Origin of the sequence: Nocardiopsis gilva YIM 90087 (assembly GCF_002263495.1) — a bacterium.
Lineage (GTDB): Bacteria > Actinomycetota > Actinomycetes > Streptosporangiales > Streptosporangiaceae > Nocardiopsis_C > Nocardiopsis_C gilva.
In genome coordinates this window covers 1,322,926-1,342,514 of sequence record NZ_CP022753.1, presented here as the reverse complement: position 1 = coordinate 1,342,514, position 19,589 = coordinate 1,322,926, and the positions used below count along the sequence as shown (strand labels likewise).

Sequence of the window (19,589 nt, the reverse complement as noted above, 5' to 3'; positions counted from 1 at the left end):
CCGCTCGACTCATCGGCTATTCGCCCAGCTTCTCCGCTTCGAGGAGCCAGGACTCCTCCAGCTCGCCCTTTTCCGCGCCGAGCTTCTTGAGTTCGGCGTCGAGCTCGGCCAAGCGCGTGTAGTCGTCAGCAGCCTGGGCCATGAGGTCGTGCAGCTCGGCCTCGCGGGTCTCGATGCGGTTGATCCGCCGCTCGATCCGCTGCAACTCCTTCTGCGAGGCACGCCGCTCGGCGGCCGAGAGCCCCGGGGCGGGTGCGGACGCCGCGGCGTCCTGCTTCTCCCCCGCGGCCGCGAGGCCGGGCACCTCTCCTCCGTCAGCGGTGGCCTCCCGCCGCGCCAGGTACTCGTCGACTCCGCCGGGCAGGAAGACCAACTTCCCGTCGCCCATCAGCGCCATCACGCGGTCGGTGATGCGCTCAAGGAAGTACCGGTCGTGGCTGACCAGCACCAGCGACCCGGGCCAGCCGTCGAGCAGGTCCTCCAGCTCGGTCAGCGTCTCGATGTCGAGGTCGTTGGTCGGCTCGTCGAGCAGGACGACGTTCGGCTCGTCCATCAACAGCCGCAGCAGCTGCAGCCGCCGCCGCTCGCCACCGGAGAGATCCCCGATCGGGGTCCACTGGCGATCGCCCCGGAAGCCGAAGCGCTCCAGCATCTGGCTCGCGGAGAACTCCTTCTTGCCGATCGTGACGTACTTGCGGACCTCCTCGACCGCCTCAAGCGGGCGTCGCCCGGGCTCCAGCTCGCTGAGGGCCTGCGACAGGTGCGCGAGCTTCACTGTCTTTCCGTGCCGGATGGAGCCCCCGTCGAGCCCGCGCTCACCGGCGAGCGCGCGCAGCAGAGACGTCTTGCCGGAACCGTTCACACCGACGAGTCCGATCCGGTCTCCCGGGCCGAGCTGCCACGTCAGGCGGTCGATCAGCGTCGTGTCCCCGGCAGTGACGGTCATGTCCTTGGTGTCGATGACCGTCTTGCCCAGGCGGGAGCTGGCGAAGCGGACGAGTTCCACGGTGTCGCGCGGCGGCGGCTCGTTGGCGATGAGCTCGTTGGCCGCGTCCACCCGGAACTTCGCCTTGGTCGTGCGGGCCTTCGCGCCGCGGCTGAGCCAGGCCAGCTCCTTGCGCATGAGGTTCTGCCGGCGCTCCTCGGCCACGGCGGCGCGGCGCTCGCGCTCCGCCTTGGTGAGCACGTAGGCGGCGTACCCGCCCTCGTACTGCTCGACCCGGCCGTCGACGACCTCCCACGTGGAAGTGGTGACCGCGTCGAGGAACCAGCGGTCGTGGGTGACGACCACGAGCGCCTCGCGACGCTGCCGCATGTGCCCGGCCAGCCAGGCGATGGCCTCGATGTCGAGGTGGTTGGTGGGCTCGTCGAGGATGATCAGGTCATGCGTCTCGATGAGCAGCCGCGCCAGCGTGGCCCGGCGGCGCTCGCCACCGGAGAGGTTGGCCATCGCCCCGCTGAGGTCCCAGCCGCTGAGCAGCCCGCGCAAGATATCGCGGACGCGCGCGTCACCGGCCCATTCGTGCTCGGCGAGCTCGCCGAGCACGAACTCACCGACCGTGCAGTCGGGGTAGCTGTCGCGTTGGTGCAGGTATCCGACGCGCAGACCGCGCCCGTGGATCACCCGCCCGGAATCGGGCTTGGTGAGAGCGGCGATCACCGAGACCAGTGTGGACTTGCCGCCACCGTTGCGACCGACCACACCGATCCGGTCGCCCTCTTCCACACCAAGCGAAACGTTGTCGAGGAGGACGAGCGGCCCGTAGGCCAGGCGGACATCCTGAAGATTGACGAGATTCATCGTGTACCCATTGTGGAGGCTGGGCGATGGTGGACAGACCACGCCAGCCACTCCGGGGGTCGAAGGGGGTCGTCCCCCTGGGCAGGTACGGATCGTGTACCCATTGTGGAGGCTGGGCGATGGTGGACAGACCACGCCAGCCCCACCGGGGGTCGAAGGGGGTCGTCCCCCTGGGCAGGTACGGATCGTGTACCCATCGTGGAGGCTGGGCGACGGCCAACAGACCACGCCAGCCCCACCGGGGGTCGAAGGGGGTCGTCCCCCTGGGCAAGCACAGTTCATGGACCCACGGTGAGGACCGGGCGACGGCCAACAGACCACGCGCCAGCCCCACTCCGCGTCATACGAGGAAGAACTCCCGCGCGGCGTTCGCGATCCCTTCGACATCCAGCCCATGCACGCGGTCGTGGTCGGCGGCATTGCCATAGGCGCGCACTTCGGCGGCTCGGCTGACGCCGAGGGACAGCTGGCGGTGCCGCCGGTCGGACAGCGCCGCGGCGATCTCGTGGCTGGAGGTTCCCTCCAGGTACGGCTCGACTATCAGCACGTCGGCCTGGCCCGCCGCCGCGACGAGGCGGTTGAGTCCCTCCTGGTCGAAGGGGCGGACGGTCGCGGTATAGGCAACGGTGACGTCGAGGCCCTCCGTCGCCGCCAGGACGCGGTCGAGCATCGGGCCGACCGCGACGACGACGCCCAGGGAGCGGGGCGATCCGGCGCGGACCGTGACCAGGCCGGTCCCGACCGGTCGGGCCGCCGCGTTGCCGCGTTCGCTCAGCCGGACGTAGACACGCTCGTCGGTCCTGAACGCGTCTTCCAGCAGCCGCGCCGCCTCGGTCGCGTGTCCGGGCACGTGGACCGTCCAGCCGGGGAGGGAATCCAGGACGGCGACATCACCGGGCGCCATGTGGGTGCGCCCCGCCGAGGGGACGTCGTAGGAGCCGCCGTTGCTGACCAGCACCGCACCCACGTCCTGATGCCCCAGATCGAGCTTGATCTGCTCGAAGGCGCGTTCGATGAGGAACGGCGCGAAGGTGTGCACGACCGGGCGCATGCCGGTGAGCGCCAGCCCCCCGGCCACGCCGATCATCAGCTGCTCGCGGATCCCGAGGTTGACGACCCGGTCGGGGTGGCGGGCGGCGGCGTCGGCGAATCGGTCGGCGGAGATGTCGGCCAGCACGACGGCGAGTCGGGGATCGGCGTCGAGCGCGGCGCTTGCCGCCTCGACGAAGGTGTCCCGCATCGGCTGGTGGCCGATGAGCTGCTCCTCTGTGCTGGGTTTGGTCGCGGTTGCGCTTCGCGCTGCGATGGCGGTGGTCACCGAACCGATCCCTTCTTGTTCACGTGGGCGACCACCACGAGCGGGCGGCCGGAGTGGGGGGTGGTGAAGGCGGAGTAGAGGGCGTCGTGGTCGCGCCCGCTGACCGTGCGGGCGGCCCAGCCCTCGACCTTGAAGCGCTCGGCGATGCCGCCGGGCCACCCGTGGGTGGCGGAGCGGTTGTCGATGGCGATGACGGTGATGGCGTCCAGTCCGAGCCGTCCGGCCGCGGCGATGGCCTCGTGGTTGCTGCCTTCGTCGAGTTCGCCGTCGCCGACCAGAACGAAGACGCGGGGCTTGGTGCGGCCCTGGGCACGCAGGCCGAGGGCGGTGCCCACGGCCAGGCCGAGGCCGTGGCCGAGCGAGCCGCTGCCGACCTCGACACCGGGGACGAGCACCCGGTCGGGGTGGTAGCCGAGCGGCGAGTCGAACTCGGTCCAGTTGCGCAGGGTGCGGACGTCGATGAAGCCCTTGGTCGCCAGGACGGCGTAGTAGGCGGAGGGGCCGTGGCCCTTGGAGAGCAGGAAGCGGTCGCGGTCGGGGTCGTCCACCGTCTCGGGAGTGAGGTTGAGGACGCGGTCGTAGAGGACCCACAGGGCGTCCAGCGTCGAGGCGGACGCTGCCTGGTGCTTTTCGTCGCCGGTCATCAACCCGATGAGGGCGGGAAGGTCGGCGTACCGGGAGAGTGTCGTCGTGGACATGCCGTAAGTTTCAGACTTCAAGCTAACTAGAGGTCAAGCCCGAAACCGGGAAGCGACCACGCACCAGGATGTGACATGCCCCACCTACCGGTACGGCTCACCATCGGCCAGCTCGCCGAGCGCAGCGGGGTCCCGCACACCACTCTCCGCTACTACGAGGATCGGGGGTTGATCACCAGCGAGCGGACGTCCGGCAACCAGCGCCGGTACCACCGCGGCACACTGCGCCGCCTCGCGTTCATCTCCGCCGCACAACGGGTGGGGTTGACCCTGAGCGAGATTCAGGACGCGCTGGCGACACTGCCCGACAACCGGACGCCGACGGTGCGGGACTGGGCGCGGCTCTCCGAGCAGTGGCAGGAAGAACTCGACGCCCGGATCGACGCCCTGCAGCGGCTCCGCGACCGGCTCTCCGGGTGCGTCGGCTGCGGCTGCCTCTCCCTCAAGGCGTGCGGCCTGTACAACCAGGACGACGCCCTGGCCGCCAAGGGTCCGGGGGCGCCGCGCCTCAAGCCCGCCAGCGAGGGAGGGCTCTGAGCGCTGGAGTGGACGCCGCCGGGGTAGATCCTCGGCTTCCTCACTACGAGGCGGCCTCAGGCGCTCTCGTGGCGGACGACGGTCGCGCCCGCGACGTCGCCGTAGGCCCGCACGGTCCGCTCACACGTGCCGGACTTCTCCAGGGCCGTGGCGACGGCCTCGGCACCGTCCTCGTCCTCGGCCAGGAAGGCGCAGGTCGGCCCGGACCCGGAGACGATCGCGCCGACCGCTCCGGCCGCGCGTCCGACGTCGAGGGTCGCGGCCAGGTCCGGGCGCAGGGACAGGGCCGCGCGCTCCAGGTCGTTGCTGAGCGCCGCACCGAGCCGCCGGGCGTCGCCCGCGGCGAGCGCGGCCATCAACCGCTCGTCGCCGTGCGGTTCGGGCGCGTCCGGACGCAACCGGTCGTATTCGGCGAAGACGGCGGCCGTCGACAAGCCCTCGTCGGACAGCGCGAACACCCACTGGTAGCGGCCCGCACTCTCCACCGGCGTGAGCATCTCGCCGCGTCCGGTTCCCACCGCCGTCGCGCCGACGAGCGGGAAGGCGACATCGCTTCCCAGTTGGGCGGCCATCGCGAGCAGAGCGTCCGCCGACAGGCCCGTGCCCCAGAGCGCGTCGCACGCCACCAGGGCCGCGGCGGCGTCGGCGCTGCCGCCCGCCATGCCCCCGGCCACCGGGATCCGCTTGTTGAGGTGCATGTCGATCGGGCCGGCATGGGTGGCCCGCCGTGCGACGAGGCGCGCGGCACGCGCGGCCAGATTGGTGTCGTCGAGGGGGACCAGATCGGTGTGGGAGCCCAGATCCCCGGCGACACTCAGCCGAACGAACTCACGCTCCGCGCGCGGCTGCGCCTCGCTGACGGTAACCTCGTCGAACAGCGAAACGGCGTGAAAGACATTGACCAGATCGTGGTATCCATCTTCGCGCGCCGGCCCCACCGCCAGCTGGAGGTTCACCTTCGCGGGTACCCGTACGGTCACGGCGGTATTAGCGGTCACGAGTCCTAGATCGTAAAGGAACCCCCACCCCTGTGAGCCCACGAACCCCCGAAGGGATACTTGTGCGGCCGGGGCGTTGTGTCACCACAGGTGCCGCACGCGCTTCAGGTGGGTGTCCCGGTCACGGTTCCACCTCCGGTCGGGTCGTTCCGATCGGCCCGATTCGGGCGCAGTGGCCTGCGCGGGTGGGTATCTGGGCACAATCCCCGCTACCTTGGGGCCAGACGGAGTGTGGACACCGTCGGGGAGGATCGCTTGCCGTCGGATGGGCTCCCGAAGAACCTGGAACCGTTGGCCGCCGGGGATCCGGCCACCATCGGTCCATACGTGCTGGCCGGGCGACTGGGCAGCGGAGGAATGGGGACGGTCTACCTCGGCCGTACCCCTGAGAAGGGTGCCCAGGTCGCGATCAAGGTGATCCGGCCGGAGCTCGCCTTCGACGAGGCCACCCGTGCCCGTTTCCATGACGAGATGGAGAACGCCCGGCGGGTCGCCTCCTTCTGCACCGCCAAGGTCGTCGACCACGGGACGTTCGAGAACCGGCCGTACATGGTCACCGAGTACATCGCGGGGACCGCTCTGGCCGAGCACATCGCCGAGCACGGGGCGCTCGACTCCAGCACCCTGCACGGCTTCGCGCTGGGTGTGGCGGCGGCCCTCGCCGCCATCCACCGGGCGGGGCTGGTGCACCGGGACCTCAAGCCGGCCAACGTGCTGCTGTCCCTCTCCGGCCCGCGGGTGATCGACTTCGGCATCGCGCGGGCGATGGACACGCGGTCCAACCACACCCAGACCGGCATCGTCATGGGCAGTCCGGGGTGGATGGCGCCCGAGCAGCTGCTGGAGGAGCAGGTCACCACCTCGGCGGACATTTTCGCCTGGGGGTGCCTGGTGGCGTTCGCCGGGAACGGCACGCATCCGTTCGGGAACGGCGACGCCATGACGCTCGGTAAGCGGGTGCTGTTCGCCGAGCCGCAGCTGGGCAGCCTGGACAGCCCGCTCGACCGCCTGGTGCGCCAGGCGCTGGCCAAGGAGCCCGAGCGCCGGCCCAAGGCCCAGGACCTGATGCTGGAGCTCGCCGGCGGAGAGGACGACCCCGGCGGCGCCACCGAACTGGTGAGCCACGCGCTCCACCAGTCCTGGCGGCCGAACCTGCCCCCGATGCCGCCCATGCCGCCGCAGGGGCACCACCCCGGACCGCACCCGAACATGACCGGTGTGCGCCCGCCGGGTCCGGCTCCCGCCGCTCCGCCGGGGCATGGCCCACCCCCCTACCCCCAGCATCACCAACAGCCCCAGCAGGCGCAGCAGCCCCAACCGGCGCAGCACGCGCCGCAGGCCCAACAGCCCCAGCAGGCGCCGATGCCGCCGGCCAACCAGAGCCAGCAGATGCAGCGCCCGGCGGCGGGTGTGGCCCAGCAGCCCCCGGTCCACCAGACCGGGCAGTTCCCCGTGCACCAGACGGGGCAGTTTCCCGCGGTCGCCCCGAACCAGACGGGACCGATCCCCCCGGTCGGCCCGCAGGCGCAGCCGGACCGGCAGCGCAGCGGCCAGACGGGTCCGGTACGGCCGCAGGCGCAGCCGTACGTGCCGCCGGTCCCGCCACCCCCGCATCGCCCACTGCAGCCGACGAAGCGGCGGATGAAGTGGGTCGCGATCACGGCGGTCATCGCGGTCGCCCTGGTGCTCGTGCTGTTCACCGCGCTGACCATGCTCGGCTTCAATGGGCTCAGCGGACTGCCCTGGTTCGGGCAGGGCGACGGGTCGAGCGACCAGCAGAAGACCGGCGCCCAGCAGGACGCCGCCGGAAGCGATCCCGACGTCGACGACCGCACCCAGCCGAGCCGGGGCGCCGACGCCGACGCCAGGATGGTGTTCAAGGCGCAGGAGTACACCTGCACCCCGGACCCCGGCGAACGGTCCATCCCGGACAAGGGGACGTACTGCGTGTTCACCCTGTTCGTGGAGAACACGTCGAACCGCACGCTCAGCCTGAACCACGAATGGCAGGAGTTGAAGGGCGGCGACGGCAAGGTCCTGGCGGCGGAGAAGCCGCTGGGGTCGGAGGCCAACACCCCTCTGTGGCATCCGGTGGAGTCCAACAACGCTGCCGAGGGAACGCTGGTCTTCTTCGTGGAGGACGAGTCCGTCCTCGACTCCGCCCAGCTCGTGCTGCGCAGTCAGCCGCAGAGCGAACCGGCGGAGATCCCGGTCAACGACATCCCGCGGAGCGCCTGAGCGCCCGGGAGACCCGGGCGCGCCGGGCCCGGCCCCGGGAGCAGAGCGGCCAGTGCCGGCTCCGGTATCGCCCGCAGGCTGGCGGCGGTCAGCTCTCCGGCCGCGGGGGCGCCTGCTCGGCGATGCGGGCGAACGCCGCTACGTCCAGGGACTCGCCCCGCGCCGACGGATCGACCCCGGCGGCGCGCAGGGCGGCCTCGGCGGCCGGTGCGGAGCCGGCCCAGGAAGACAGGGCCACCCGCAGCGTCTTGCGGCGCTGGGCGAAGGCGGCGTCGATGACCGCGAACACCTGCTCTCGGGACGCGCTCGCGCTGGGTGCCGGGCGGCGGCGCAGCTCCACGAGCCCGGAGTCGACTTTGGGCGCCGGCCAGAAGACGTTGCGGCCGACGGCGCCCGCGCGCCGGACCTCCGCGTACCAGGCGGCCTTGGCCGACGGCACCCCGTAGGTGCGGCTCCCGGGCCGCGCGGCGAGCCGGTCGGCCACCTCCGCCTGCACCATGACCAGGCCGCGCCGCAACGACGGCAGCAGTTCCAGCAGGTGCAGGACCACGGGAACGGCGACGTTGTAGGGGAGGTTGGCCACCAGCGCCGTCGGCTCGGGACCGGGGATCTCCGCGACGCGCATGGCGTCGGCGGTGACGACGCGCAGCCGGTCGGCGAGATCCGGGGCGTGCTCGCTCACCGTGGTGGGCAGCGCCTCGGCCAGTGTGGGATCGATCTCGATCGCGGTGACATGGCGGACGTGCGGAAGCAGCGCCAGCGTGAGCGACCCGAGACCGGGACCCACCTCCAGGACGACGTCGTCGGCGCCGACCTCGGCGACACGCACGATCCGGCGCACGGTCCCGTGGTCGATGACGAAGTTCTGACCGAGCGTCTTGGTCGGCCGAACGCCCAGACGGTCGGCGAGCCGCCGCACATCGGCCGGGGTGAGCAGGCGGAGGAATCGGGTATCTCAGCGTGGGTCACCCACATATTTTGCCAGGCCGCCGGGGCAGGACGGCCGGTCCAGCGGCTGGGGCATGGCGCATTGGCTCCTGGACCCGCACAATAAGAAACCGAACGAGATTCGAATCGTGCTCCCAGGAGGCTTACCGATGGGTCCCCTCAACGGCATCCGGGTCGTGGAGTTCGCCGGTATCGGTCCGGGGCCGATGGCCGCGATGCTCCTCGCCGACCTCGGCGCCGACGTCATCCGGCTGGACCGCCCGCCACCGCCGACGCGGTCCGCGCGGGTGCCCGCGCCCGCACATGGCCTCCGGACGCCCGGTCCTCGGCGTCGACCTCAAGACCGAGGAGGGCGTCGCCACCGCCCGCCGCCTGATCGCCGCCGCCGACGTGCTGCTGGAGGGGTTCCGCCCCGGCGCCATGGAGCGGCGCGGACTCGGCCCGGACGACTGCCTCGACCTCAACCCGCGGCTGGTGTACGCGCGCATGACCGGCTGGGGCCAGGACGGGCCGCTCGCCCACCGCGCCGGGCACGACATGAACTACATCTCGCTGAACGGGACCCTGCACTCCATCGGCCGCCAAGGCGAGGCGCCGCTGCCCCCGGTCAACCTGCTCGGCGACTTCGGCGGCGGCACGATGTTCGTCGTCACCGGCATCCTCAGCGCCCTCGTCGAGCGGCAGTCCTCCGGCCGGGGGCAGGTGGTGGACGCCGCGATGGTCGACGGCAGCGCGTTCCTCGCGTCGATGATCTACGAGGACCGCCGGCGCGGCTCGTGGACCGACGAGCGCGGCACCAACTACCTCGACACCGGGGCACCCTGGTACGACGTCTACGAGTGCGCCGACGGGAAGCACGTCTCCGTCGGCTGCATCGAACCGCAGTTCTACGCGGCCTTCCTGCGGGGCATCGGCCTCGCCGACGCCGACCTCCCCGACCAGTGGGACCGCGACCGCTGGCCCGAACTGCGCGAGCGCTTCGCCGAGGTCCTGCGCACCCGCACCCGCGAGGAGTGGGCCGACCTCCTTGGCGACACCGAGGCGTGCGTCCAGCCGATCCTGTCCATGCCCGAGGCCGCCGACCACCCCCATGTCCAAGCCCGCGGCTCCGTCGTCCGCAAGGGCGACCACCTCTACCCGGGACCGGCGCCCCGCTTCAGCCGCACCCCCGGAGCCGCCACCCGCGACCCGGACTACCCCGAGCCCGCCCTGGAGGACGCCCTCAAGGCCTGGGGCGTGGAGCTGGAGTAGCGCGGCCACACCCACGCCCCGTTGATCTCGGCGGAGTGCACCTTCTACTCGCGGGTATGAGGTGCACTCCGCCGAGATCAACGGATAAGGGGAAGAGCGTCTAGTCCAGGCCGAAGGCGCGCTTGGCGTTCGACGCGATCGTGGCCGCCAGGTCACCCTCGTCCATGGCCTTGACCTCGGCGATGGCGCGCAGGGTGTGGGGGATGAGGTACGGGGCGTTGGGGCGGCCGCGGTAGGGCTTGGGGGTGAGGAAGGGGGCGTCGGTCTCGACCAGGATCAGGTCGGCCGGGGCCACCTCGGCCGCGTCGCGGAGCTGCTGGGCGCTGGCGAAGGTGACGTTGCCCGCGAAGCTCATGAAGTAGCCGTTGTCCGCGCACACTCTGGCCATGTCGGCGTCGCCGGAGAAGCAGTGGAAGACGACCTTCTCCGGGGCGCCCTCCTCCTTGAGGACGCGCAGGACGTCGTCGTGGGCGTCGCGGTCGTGGATCATCACGGCCAGGCCGTGGCGCTTGGCGATGCCGATGTGGCGGCGGAAGGACTCCTGCTGCGCCTCCACGCCCTCCTCGCCGGTGCGGAAGTAGTCCAGGCCGGTCTCGCCCACGGCCCGCACCTGCGGGAGTGCCGCCAGGCGGTCGATCTCGGCGACGGCCTCGTCCAGCCCGGCCAGGCCCGCGGCGGAGCGCACCTTGCCCGCCCAGTCGGTGTCATCCACCTCGACGCCCTGGGCGCCGTCCCCGTGCACGAGGCGCGGGGCCTCGTTGGGGTGCAAGGCCACCGCGGCCCACACCGTGGGGTGCTCGGCGGCGATCTGGGCCGCCCACTGGGAGGAGGGGACGTCCACGCCGACCTGGATCAGCGGGGTGACGCCCACGGCCTCGGCGGCGGCGATGATCTCCGGGACGGCCGGGTCCTGCATGTCCATGTGGGTGTGGCTGTCGGCCACGGCGACGCGCAGCGGCTCTGGGGAGGGCGGCGGGGTCGCGGCGTTCCGTTCTCGAACGGCCTGGCCACTGCGTTTGCCCATCGTCGTCCGTCTCCTTCTTTCCTCAGCCTGTGCACATCGATGCGGCGGACCGCTGAGTACAACGATCCGCCGGTGGTCGGTCTATTCCCGTTTCCCGTGCTGCCGGTGCTCCGCGCCGGCGGCACGCTAGCCCGCGGCCTCTTCCAGCCGGGCCAGCTCCTCGTCGACCACGCTCGGATCGAGCTTGGTGAACAGCGGCTTGGGCGGCGACAGCGGCGTTCCGGGGCGGATCGGGACCGACTCCCACTTCGCCTCGTTGTCCGCGTAGTCACCGGTGATGACCGGGTAGGAGGTCAGCTCCCCCCCACCGCCGATGGTGTCGAGGCCCTCGTCGATCCGCGGCATGCCCGACCACACACCGGTGCCGCCGAGCATCGCGTACACCTTGTTGGACGACTCCGGAAGGAACGGCGTGAGCAGCGTCTTCGCGTCGCTGACGAGCTGCAGCGCGACGTGCAGCACCGTCTTCATCCGCTCCGGGTCGGTCTTCTTCAGCGCCCACGGGGCCTGCTCGGAGATGTACTTGTTGGCCTCGGCGACGGTGCGCATGGCCTCCTGCAGGGCCGCCTTGAACCGGGACCGGTCCAGGTGCTCGCCGACCGTCGCGAACGCCGCCTTGGAGTGGTCCAGGACGCGGCGGTCCTCGTCGGTGAGCTCCCCCGCCTCGGGGATCTCGCCGAGGTTCTTCGCCGCCATCGAGATGGACCGGTTGACCAGGTTGCCCCACGCGGCGACGAGTTCGTCGTTGTTGCGGCGGACGAACTCGGCCCAGGTGAAGTCGGTGTCCTGGGTCTCCGGCCCGGCGGCGATGATGTAGTAGCGCAGCGCGTCGGCGGAGTAGCGCTCCAGGAAGTCGCGGACGTAGATGACCACGCGCCGCGACGAGGAGAACTTGCGGCCCTCCATCGTGAGGAACTCGCTGGCCACCACCTCGGTGGGCAGGTTCATCGCGCCGAGCGAGCCGGACGTGCCGCCGCGGTCGCCCGCTCCGTTGTAGCCGAGCAGGATGGCCGGCCAGATCTCGGAGTGGAAGACGATGTTGTCCTTGCCCATGAAGTAGTAGGACTCGGCGTCCTCGCTCTGCCACCAGTGGCGCCACGCGTCGGGGTCGCCGGTGCGCTTGGCCCACTCGATGGCCGCCGACAGGTAGCCGATGACCGCGTCGAACCAGACGTAGAGGCGCTTGTTCTCGTTCTCGCTCCAGCCCTCGATCGGGATCGGCACGCCCCAGTTGAGGTCGCGCGTGACCGCCCGGGGCTGCAGGTCGTCCAGCAGGTTCAGGGAGAACTTCAGGACGTTGGGGCGCCACTGGCCGGACTTGGACTGCAGCCACTCGCCGAGCACGTCGGTGAACGCCGGAAGGTCGAGCATGAAGTGCTCGGTGTCGACGAACTCCGGCACCTCACCGTCGACCTTGGAGCGCGGGTCGATCAGGTCGATCGGGTCGAGCTGGTTGCCGCAGTTGTCGCACTGGTCGCCGCGCGCGCCGTCGTAACCGCAGATGGGGCAGGTGCCCTCGATGTAGCGGTCGGGCAGCGTGCGCTTGGTCGTCGGAGAGACGGCGCCCTTGGTGGTGTGGGTGAAGATGTAGTCGTTCTCGTAGAGCCCGGTGAACAGCTCCTGGGCGACGGCGTAGTGGTTGCCGGTCGTGGTCCGAGTGAACAGGTCGTAGGAGAGCCCGAGCGCGACGAGGTCCTCGACGATGATCTTGTTGTACCGGTCGGCCAGCTCGCGGGCCGAGACACCCTCGCGGTCGGCCAGCACCTGGATCGGCGTGCCGTGCTCGTCGGTGCCACTGACCATCAGCACGTCGTGGCCGGACATTCGCTGGAAGCGAGCGAAGACGTCGGAGGGGACTCCGAACCCGGAGACGTGCCCAATGTGGCGGGGCCCGTTGGTGTAGGGCCAGGCCACCGCGGTCAGGATGTGGCGTTTCGACGACATGCCTCAAGCCTAAAGGGCCAGGGGCCCGGGTTCGCACCGTATTTCGGTGCGGCGTCGTGCCCACCGCGGGTGGAACGGGAGCCGAGGTTGGGGAGGGGCGGTGCTGGGCGGCGAGGTCACGGGGCGGAATGGGCGGCGTGCGGCGGGCCCGGAGACCCCAGCCGCAGGGCCCCGGGGAACCCGTCGGCGTCGCGGACGCGATTCATTTCCCCGCCTCGATAGTGTGTGTCCCGGAAACTCTTGTGCGACATGCGAGGTGACCGGCACAGCCGGTATTCGTCGAAGGCGGTGGTCATCACGGTATCCCGTGCCCTGGCCATGCTGCTCGTGGCCGCCGCGCTGCTGCTCGGCGCGCCCTTGCAGCCCGCTTCCGCCGCCGCCTCGCTCCCGCTGTCCGTGCTTCCCGCGGGCCGGGCCATCGCCATGCCCGGTCCCGATGTCGAGGAGACGCAGCCCCGCCTCTGCCGCCCCGGCCATGGAGCGACGACCGCGGCGTCGACCGCTCAGACCGCCCGGCATCCGGATCACCACGCGACGACGGTCGCACCCGCGATCCCGGCGTGGAAGGGCGACCACCGCCCCGCGCTCCGCGACATCCCCGAGGCCTACATTCCGGGCATCCCACGGCTGCCCGACATCGGCAACGCCTGGGCGCGAGCCCCGCTCCCGGGATCGGCGCGGATGCCGGTCCACGCCGACGCGTACTCCCTCCCGCTGGGACGCGCGCCGCCTCTCACCACCCGCGTGTGAACCCATCATCCCCCGTCCCGGCTGCCGAGGCCGGGCCTATCCGTCGTTCTTCACCCGCATCCCTGAGAGGTATCCGTCTTGTCCACACAAGCGGGAGCCGGTGCGCGCTGGCTGCGCGGCATCATCTCCCTGGTCATCGTGCTCGGCGCCTTCGGCGCCGCATGGTTCATACCGCCGAAGCTGGGGCTCGACCTCAGCGGAGGCACGCAGATCGTCCTGCAGACCGAGGACGGCCCCGACGGCACCCCCGCCGACGCCGACAACACCGACAAGGTCATCGAGGTGCTCCGGCAGCGCATCGACAGCCTCGGCGTGAGCGAGGCGACCATGTCGCGCTCGGGCTCGAACCGGATCATCGTCGAGCTTCCCGGAGTGCAGGACCCGACCGAGGCCGCCGACATCCTCGGCCAGACCGCCCAGCTGACGTTCCACCCGGTCCTCGGTGTCGCTCCGTCGGGTGGCGCCGGGGTCGCGCCGCCCACGGGCGACAACGCCAAGGCTCCGAGCGGCGAAGCCGACAACGCCAAGGCGCCGGCCGACGCCTCCAAGGAGGACAAGAAGGGCGGCGACTCCGGCGACAAGGACGCCAAGGAGTCCAAGGACGACAAGGGCTCCGGCGACAGCGGCATGTCCCAGGAGCAGCTCCAGCAGATGCTGCAGGGCCAGGGCCAGCAGCCGGGCGGCGGCGGGCAGCCCGCCGAGAACCCCGAGGACGTCAAGCTGACGCTGCCGGACGACCAGGGCCAGCAGCTGCAGCTCGGGGCGACCGCCATCAAGGGTGACAAGGTCTCCAGCGCCAACGCCGTCCTCGACAGCGCGACGCAGACGCAGTGGCAGGTCGATGTCTCCTTCCGCGGTGACGGCAAGGAGCAGTGGCGCAAGCTGACCGGCCAGGCGGCCTGTAACCCGATGGGCGACGCGAAGCGCCGCGTCGCCATCGTCCTGGACGACAAGATCATCTCGGCGCCCGAGGTCAACCAGGAGGTGGCCTGCGACACCGGCATGTCCGGCGGGTCGACCACCATCAGCAGCACCACCTTCACCAAGGAGTCCGCCGGCGAGCTGGCCGTCCTGATCGAGGGCGGTTCGCTGCCGCTGCCGGTCCAGGAGATCCAGCGCCAGACCGTCGGCCCGACCCTCGGCGCCGACGCGATCAAGGCCAGCTTCATCGCCGGCGGTATCGGCATCCTGCTCACCGCGGTCTACATCTGCCTGGCCTACCGCTTCGTCGGCTTCCTCGCCTCCATCGCGCTGGCCTGCTACACGCTGATCGCCTACGCGGCGCTGGTCGCGCTCGGGGCGACGCTCACCCTGCCCGGTCTGGCCGGGTTCGTGCTCGCGATCGGTATGGCGATCGACGCCAACGTGCTGATCTTCGAGCGAGCGCGGGAAGAGCATCAACAGCAGAAGAAGGTCTACGAGTCCAACAAGTCCGCGGGCATGCTGGACGCCACCGAGGCCGAGACCGAGCAGGCCGAGGCCGGGGTGCTGTCCCGGCGGCGGCGCCGTGCGATCCCGCCGAACCTGCAGAAGGCGTTCGTCAACGGTACGCAGAAGGCGTGGAGCGCCGTCCTCGACACGAACATCACGACGCTCATCGCGGCGGCGCTGCTGTTCTTCCTGGCCTCCGGCAACGTCCAGGGCTTCGGTGTGACGCTGGGCCTGGGCACGCTGGCGTCGATGGTCTCGGCGCTGGTCATCGCCCGGGTGTTCGTGGAGTGGGCGGTCCGCCGCAAGGTGGTCCGCAAGCACCCCGGCATCAGCGGTATCTCCAAGATCAGTGGGGTCCGCGCCTGGCTGACCAACCACAACCCCAACATCATGGGGATGCGCAAGGTGTTCCTCGGCATCGCCGGCCTGGTCGTGGTGATCGCGGTCGCCGGCGCGGTGGTGCGCCCGGCGAACTTCGGTGTGGAGTTCACCGGCGGCCGGGTCATGGACTTCACCACCGAGCAGAGCGTCAGCGTCACCGACGCCCGCCAGGTGGTCTCCGACGCCGGGTTCCCCAGCGCGGTGGTCCAGAAGTCCGGCGACGGCGACATCGCGGTGCGCACCGGCCCGATCAGCGACGCCGACGCCGAGAAGATCCAGAACGCCATCGGCGACGAGGCGGGCTCGGCCGACCGCGTCAGCGACGAGAAGATCGGCCCGAGCATGGGCAACGAGCTGCGGAACAAGGCGGTGATCGCGCTGATCGCCGCGCTCGCCCTGCAGCTGCTCTACCTGGCCTGGCGGTTCCGCTGGTCGTTCGGTTTGGCCACGATGCTCTCGCTGGCGTTCAACCTCTCCGTGGTGATCGGCCTGTTCCTGTGGTTGGGCAAGCCGATCGACGGCGTGTTCCTCGCCGCCCTGCTGAGCGTCATCGGCTTCACGGTGAACGACGCGGTGGTCGTGATGGACCGTATCCGGGACGAATGGGCGCGCGACGCCAAGTCCAGCTTCGTCTCGATCACCAACACGGCCATCCTGCACACCCTGCCGCGAACGGTGAACACCACCATCGGTGGTGTGTTCATCCTGGCGACGCTGGCCATCTTCGGTGGTTCTTCGCTGCGCGACTTCTCGATCGCGATGCTGGTGGGTCTGATCACCGGTGTGCTGTCCACGATCACGGTGGCGGCGCCGCTGGCGATCTGGCTGCAGAAGTTCGACACGACCGAACCGCCGCACGTGCTCAAGGAGAAGAAGACCAAGCAGCGCAGGGAGATGCGCAGTGCTCGGGAGCAGAGCGACGGCGCGGTCGTCTGACCGGGTCGCTCGCGGCGCATGCCCGAGCGGCGTGTGACCAACGAAGGGGGGTGGCCGGAGGCCACCCCCCTTCCCCCGTTGATCTCGGAGATATCGACCTAACTTCCGTCATTATTCGGTCGATATCTCCGAGATCAACGGGGGAAGGACGGGCGCGTCAGCGGTGCACGGCGTCGTAGACCTCGCGCTTGGGCAGCCCGAGCTCCTTGGCCACCTCCTGGATGGCCCGCTTGCGCGGCACGCCCTCGGTCTCGCGCTCGGCGACGGCGGCGGCCAGGTCCTCTGGTTCGCGGGGCACCGCCTGCGGCACGGCACCGCCCACGACCAGGGTGATCTCCCCCCGCACCGTCCCGCTCGCCCATTCGGCCAGCTCGGCCAGGGGGCCGCGGCGCACCTCCTCGTAGGTTTTGGTGAGCTCCCGGCACACCGCGGCCGGGCGGTCGGGCCCGAACGCCTCGGCCATCGCCCGCAGTGTCGCGGCGAGCCGGTGCGGGCTTTCGAAGAAGACCATGGTGCGGCGCTCGGTGGCCAGGTCGGCGAGCCGTCCCGCCAGGCCCTTGCGCGGCGGGAAGCCCTCGAAGCAGAAGCGGTCGGTGGGCAGCCCGGACAGCACCAGCGCCGTGGTGACGGCGGAGGGCCCGGGGATGGCGGTGACGCGCACTCCCGCTTCCACGCAGGCGGTCACCAGCCGGTAGCCGGGGTCGGAGACGCCGGGCATGCCGGCGTCGGTCACCACCAGCACGTCGCGTCCGGCGCGCAGGTCGTCGAGGAGCTCGGCGGCGCGGCGGGTCTCATTGGCGTCGTAGTAGGAGACGATCCGCGCTCCGGTCTCGCCTCCCAAACGAATGCCCAGGCGCGCGGCGAACTGGCGCAGTCGGCGGGTATCCTCCGCCGCAATGATGTCGGCGTCGCGAAGCGCCTCCAGCAGTCGCGGTTGCGCGTCGCCGCTGTGCCCGATGGGGATACCCGCCAGCGTCAGCGTTCCGGACTCTGTGGCATCCGCGTCCCCCGTGGTTGCCCCTGCGGTCACTTTTCACCCGATCCATAAGCGCTACGGTTGGCTTGCCCCGTCCGTCGGCCGACGGATCGGCGTTCCCAACCATCTCCGAGACAACTCTATGAGCGAGATGACCACAACAGCACCTGCAGTCGCTTCCGAATCGGCCTCGACCTCGCAGAACTCCGCCCGCGCGCGGCTCGTGCCACCGATGCCGCAGCCTGTCTGGGCGGGGTGGCTGGGTGCTGTCCTGGTGGCGCTGTTCGCCGGGGCGCTGCGCTTCATCCGGCTGGGCGACCCCGGGCAGATCTACTTCGACGAGACGTACTACGCCAAGGACGCGTTCTCGCTGTGGAAGTTCGGCTACGAGCACGAGACGCTGAAGAACGCCGACCAGGTGCTGGCGCAGGGCGGCAAGGAGATCTGGACGGGCGGCGGCGACTTCGTCGTGCATCCGCCACTGGGCAAGTGGATGATCGCGCTGGGCGACCATCTGTGGGGCCTGCTTCCGTTCGGTGAGTCCATGACCCCGACCGGCTGGCGCGTGGCGGTGGCGGTGTTCGGGGCGCTGTCGGTGCTGCTGCTGGTGCGGCTCGCCCTGCGGATGACCCGGTCGTGGCTGCTGGGCTGCACGGCGGGGCTGATCATGGCGCTGGACGGGCTGCACTTCACCATGAGCCGCATCGCCATGGTGGACATCTTCCTGACGTTCTGGGTCCTCGCCGGGTTCACCTGTCTGGTGATCGACCGCGATCGGGCGCGGGAGCGGTTGGGCGATCTGGCCGACGCCGGGAACAAGGCCGTCGGCTTCCTGGGGATGCGCTGGTGGCGGCTGGGAGCGGGGGTGTGCCTCGGTCTGGCCATCGGAACCAAGTGGTCGGCGCTCTTCTACCTGGCGGCGTTCGGCCTGCTCACGGTGGCGTGGGACTACGGGGCGCGGCGCGGTGCCGCACAGCGGGGCGCGGGGTGGCGCTGGTTCGCCTTCGATGCGGTTCCGGCGTTCTTCCAGATGGTGGGGGTGGCCGCGGTGACCTACCTCGCCACCTGGACGGGGTGGCTGGTGACCTCCGGCGGCTATGACCGCGGTTGGGGCGCCGAGCACACCGCCAACGGCGTTCTGAGCGCTCTGCCCGCCTGGGTGCGGGGGCCGATCGACGCGCTCATCAGCCTGGCGCACTACCACTCCGAGATCATGAACTTCCACACGCACCTGTCGCAGCCGCACGACTATGCGTCCAAGCCGTGGGAGTGGCTCATCATGCGCACCCCCGTCGCCTTCTACTACGACGGCGAGGGCGGCGGCTGCGGCGCGGCCAAGTGCTCGTCGGCGATCCTGGGGATCGGCACCCCGGCCGTATGGTGGCTGAGCATCGCCGCCCTGGCGGTGATGGTCGGCTGGTGGGTGATCTACCGCGACTGGCGCGCGGGGGCGGTGCTGCTGGGGGTGGCGGCCGGGTGGCTGCCGTGGTTCGCCTACCCGGACCGGACCATGTTCGTGTTCTACGCGCTTCCGGTCCTGCCGTTCCTGGCGCTGGCGATCGTGCTGACGCTGGGGCTGATCATGGGGGCGGGAGAGAACAGCCCGCGGTATTCGCCGTGGATCCGGGTGGTCGGCGGCGTGGTGTTCGGCGTGGTCCTGCTGGTCATCATCGCCGACTTCGCCTTCATGTACCCGGTGCTGAGCGCGGAGACGATCCCCTACGACGAGTGGGCGGAGCGCATGTGGTTCCCCACCTGGATCTACGGAAACGGCGGGCCGTCGTGAACAGCGGCACCGCTCGCTACGGCGGGACCGAATACCCATTAGTGCGTTGCGACAGATAAATCAACAACGAGCGCACCCCAAATTGGCCAGAGTTTGACGACTTGGATTTCCTGCCGGGAAAGTCTCGGCAACCGCCGTATACGGCTGGTAGTGTCATGCACCGGTTGCGGTTGTGGTTTCCATGGATGCCTAAGGCGCCTCGCGGAACTTACACATGGGCGCTGGTCTTTTGGGCGGAAACTCCCGGCGGCGGCGTCCAGCAACCCGGGGCCAGCAGGGTGCGGCTCCGTTGTAGTCCCCAAAGGGAGAGCAGATGGCTCAGGGCACCGTGAAGTGGTTCAACTCTGAGAAGGGTTTCGGGTTCATCGCCGTTGAGGGCGGCGGCCCGGACGTGTTCGTTCACTACTCGGCGATCGCGGGTACCGGCTTCCGGAACCTGGAAGAAGACCAGAAGGTCGAGTTCGAGATTACGCAGGGCCCGAAGGGCCCGCAGGCGTCCGACGTCCACACGCTGTAGTTCGCCTGATTCGTTCCTCGGCCCTTCGCCCGTTTTTCGGGCGAAGGGCTGTTTC

14 protein-coding genes and 1 pseudogene are annotated in these 19,589 nt (G+C 70.4%); 7 read left to right on the top strand and 8 right to left on the bottom strand.

Annotated elements, in window-relative coordinates:
* Positions 1 to 16 precede the first annotated feature (16 nt).
* The 3 genes from CDO52_RS06385 to CDO52_RS06375 form a co-directional block, all read right to left on the bottom strand.
* Positions 17 to 1,801 (bottom strand): ABC-F family ATP-binding cassette domain-containing protein, encoded by a 1,785-nt coding sequence (locus tag CDO52_RS06385; RefSeq protein ID WP_094932260.1) that lies wholly within the window; start codon positions 1,799 to 1,801, stop codon positions 17 to 19.
* Between the two features lie 340 nt (positions 1,802 to 2,141).
* Positions 2,142 to 3,041: a transketolase family protein gene (locus tag CDO52_RS06380; RefSeq protein WP_026126028.1), complete on the bottom strand. Its 900-nt coding sequence runs from the start codon at positions 3,039 to 3,041 to the stop codon at positions 2,142 to 2,144.
* A 74-nt stretch (positions 3,042 to 3,115) separates the two neighbouring features.
* Positions 3,116 to 3,817: a thiamine pyrophosphate-dependent enzyme gene (locus CDO52_RS06375; RefSeq protein WP_017619957.1), complete on the bottom strand. Its 702-nt coding sequence runs from the start codon at positions 3,815 to 3,817 to the stop codon at positions 3,116 to 3,118.
* A gap of 75 nt (positions 3,818 to 3,892) precedes the next feature.
* Here CDO52_RS06375 and soxR point away from each other — a divergent pair, with 75 nt between their 5' ends.
* Positions 3,893 to 4,354, top strand: coding sequence for a redox-sensitive transcriptional activator SoxR (gene soxR, locus CDO52_RS06370; protein ID WP_094932259.1), 462 nt, complete (start codon positions 3,893 to 3,895; stop codon positions 4,352 to 4,354).
* Positions 4,355 to 4,410: 56 nt separating this feature from the next.
* Here soxR and CDO52_RS06365 read toward each other — a convergent pair whose 3' ends face one another.
* Positions 4,411 to 5,334, bottom strand: a complete 924-nt coding sequence (locus CDO52_RS06365) for a 4-(cytidine 5'-diphospho)-2-C-methyl-D-erythritol kinase (protein WP_017619959.1) — start codon at positions 5,332 to 5,334, stop codon at positions 4,411 to 4,413.
* A 273-nt stretch (positions 5,335 to 5,607) separates the two neighbouring features.
* On the opposite strand from CDO52_RS06365, the gene CDO52_RS06360 reads away from it, so the two are divergent.
* Complete coding sequence (locus CDO52_RS06360) at positions 5,608 to 7,590, top strand: serine/threonine-protein kinase (RefSeq protein WP_033300979.1); 1,983 nt, start codon at positions 5,608 to 5,610, stop codon at positions 7,588 to 7,590.
* An 88-nt stretch (positions 7,591 to 7,678) separates the two neighbouring features.
* On the opposite strand, the gene rsmA is transcribed toward CDO52_RS06360, so the two are convergent.
* Positions 7,679 to 8,509 (bottom strand): 16S rRNA (adenine(1518)-N(6)/adenine(1519)-N(6))-dimethyltransferase RsmA, encoded by an 831-nt coding sequence (gene rsmA / locus CDO52_RS06355; RefSeq protein WP_232524395.1) that lies wholly within the window; start codon positions 8,507 to 8,509, stop codon positions 7,679 to 7,681.
* A gap of 178 nt (positions 8,510 to 8,687) precedes the next feature.
* On the opposite strand from rsmA, the pseudogene CDO52_RS06350 reads away from it, so the two are divergent.
* A pseudogene (locus CDO52_RS06350) lies at positions 8,688 to 9,789 on the top strand (CaiB/BaiF CoA transferase family protein).
* A gap of 100 nt (positions 9,790 to 9,889) precedes the next feature.
* Here CDO52_RS06350 and CDO52_RS06345 read toward each other — a convergent pair.
* Entirely contained in the window at positions 9,890 to 10,813 is a 924-nt protein-coding gene (locus tag CDO52_RS06345) for a TatD family hydrolase (RefSeq protein ID WP_017619962.1), read from the bottom strand.
* Between the two features lie 126 nt (positions 10,814 to 10,939).
* Positions 10,940 to 12,757: a methionine--tRNA ligase gene (gene metG, locus CDO52_RS06340; RefSeq protein WP_017619963.1), complete on the bottom strand. Its 1,818-nt coding sequence runs from the start codon at positions 12,755 to 12,757 to the stop codon at positions 10,940 to 10,942.
* Between the two features lie 249 nt (positions 12,758 to 13,006).
* Between metG and CDO52_RS06335 the strand changes: the two genes are divergently transcribed.
* Together CDO52_RS06335 and secD are read left to right on the top strand one after the other, a co-directional pair.
* Positions 13,007 to 13,507 carry a hypothetical protein gene (locus tag CDO52_RS06335; protein ID WP_017619964.1) on the top strand — a complete coding sequence of 167 codons (501 nt, stop codon included), beginning with the start codon at positions 13,007 to 13,009 and terminating at the stop codon, positions 13,505 to 13,507.
* A gap of 78 nt (positions 13,508 to 13,585) precedes the next feature.
* Complete coding sequence (secD, locus tag CDO52_RS06330) at positions 13,586 to 16,255, top strand: protein translocase subunit SecD (RefSeq protein WP_017619965.1); 2,670 nt, start codon at positions 13,586 to 13,588, stop codon at positions 16,253 to 16,255.
* A gap of 157 nt (positions 16,256 to 16,412) precedes the next feature.
* Here the strand turns inward: secD and rsmI are convergent, their stop codons facing one another.
* Positions 16,413 to 17,285 (bottom strand): 16S rRNA (cytidine(1402)-2'-O)-methyltransferase, encoded by an 873-nt coding sequence (rsmI, locus tag CDO52_RS06325; protein WP_017619966.1) that lies wholly within the window; start codon positions 17,283 to 17,285, stop codon positions 16,413 to 16,415.
* A gap of 97 nt (positions 17,286 to 17,382) precedes the next feature.
* On the opposite strand from rsmI, the gene CDO52_RS06320 reads away from it, so the two are divergent.
* Positions 17,383 to 19,017 carry a dolichyl-phosphate-mannose--protein mannosyltransferase gene (locus CDO52_RS06320; RefSeq protein ID WP_026126032.1) on the top strand — a complete coding sequence of 545 codons (1,635 nt, stop codon included), beginning with the start codon at positions 17,383 to 17,385 and terminating at the stop codon, positions 19,015 to 19,017.
* 313 nt (positions 19,018 to 19,330) lie between these two features.
* Positions 19,331 to 19,534 (top strand): cold-shock protein, encoded by a 204-nt coding sequence (locus CDO52_RS06315; protein WP_017619968.1) that lies wholly within the window; start codon positions 19,331 to 19,333, stop codon positions 19,532 to 19,534.
* Positions 19,535 to 19,589: the final 55 nt, after the last annotated feature.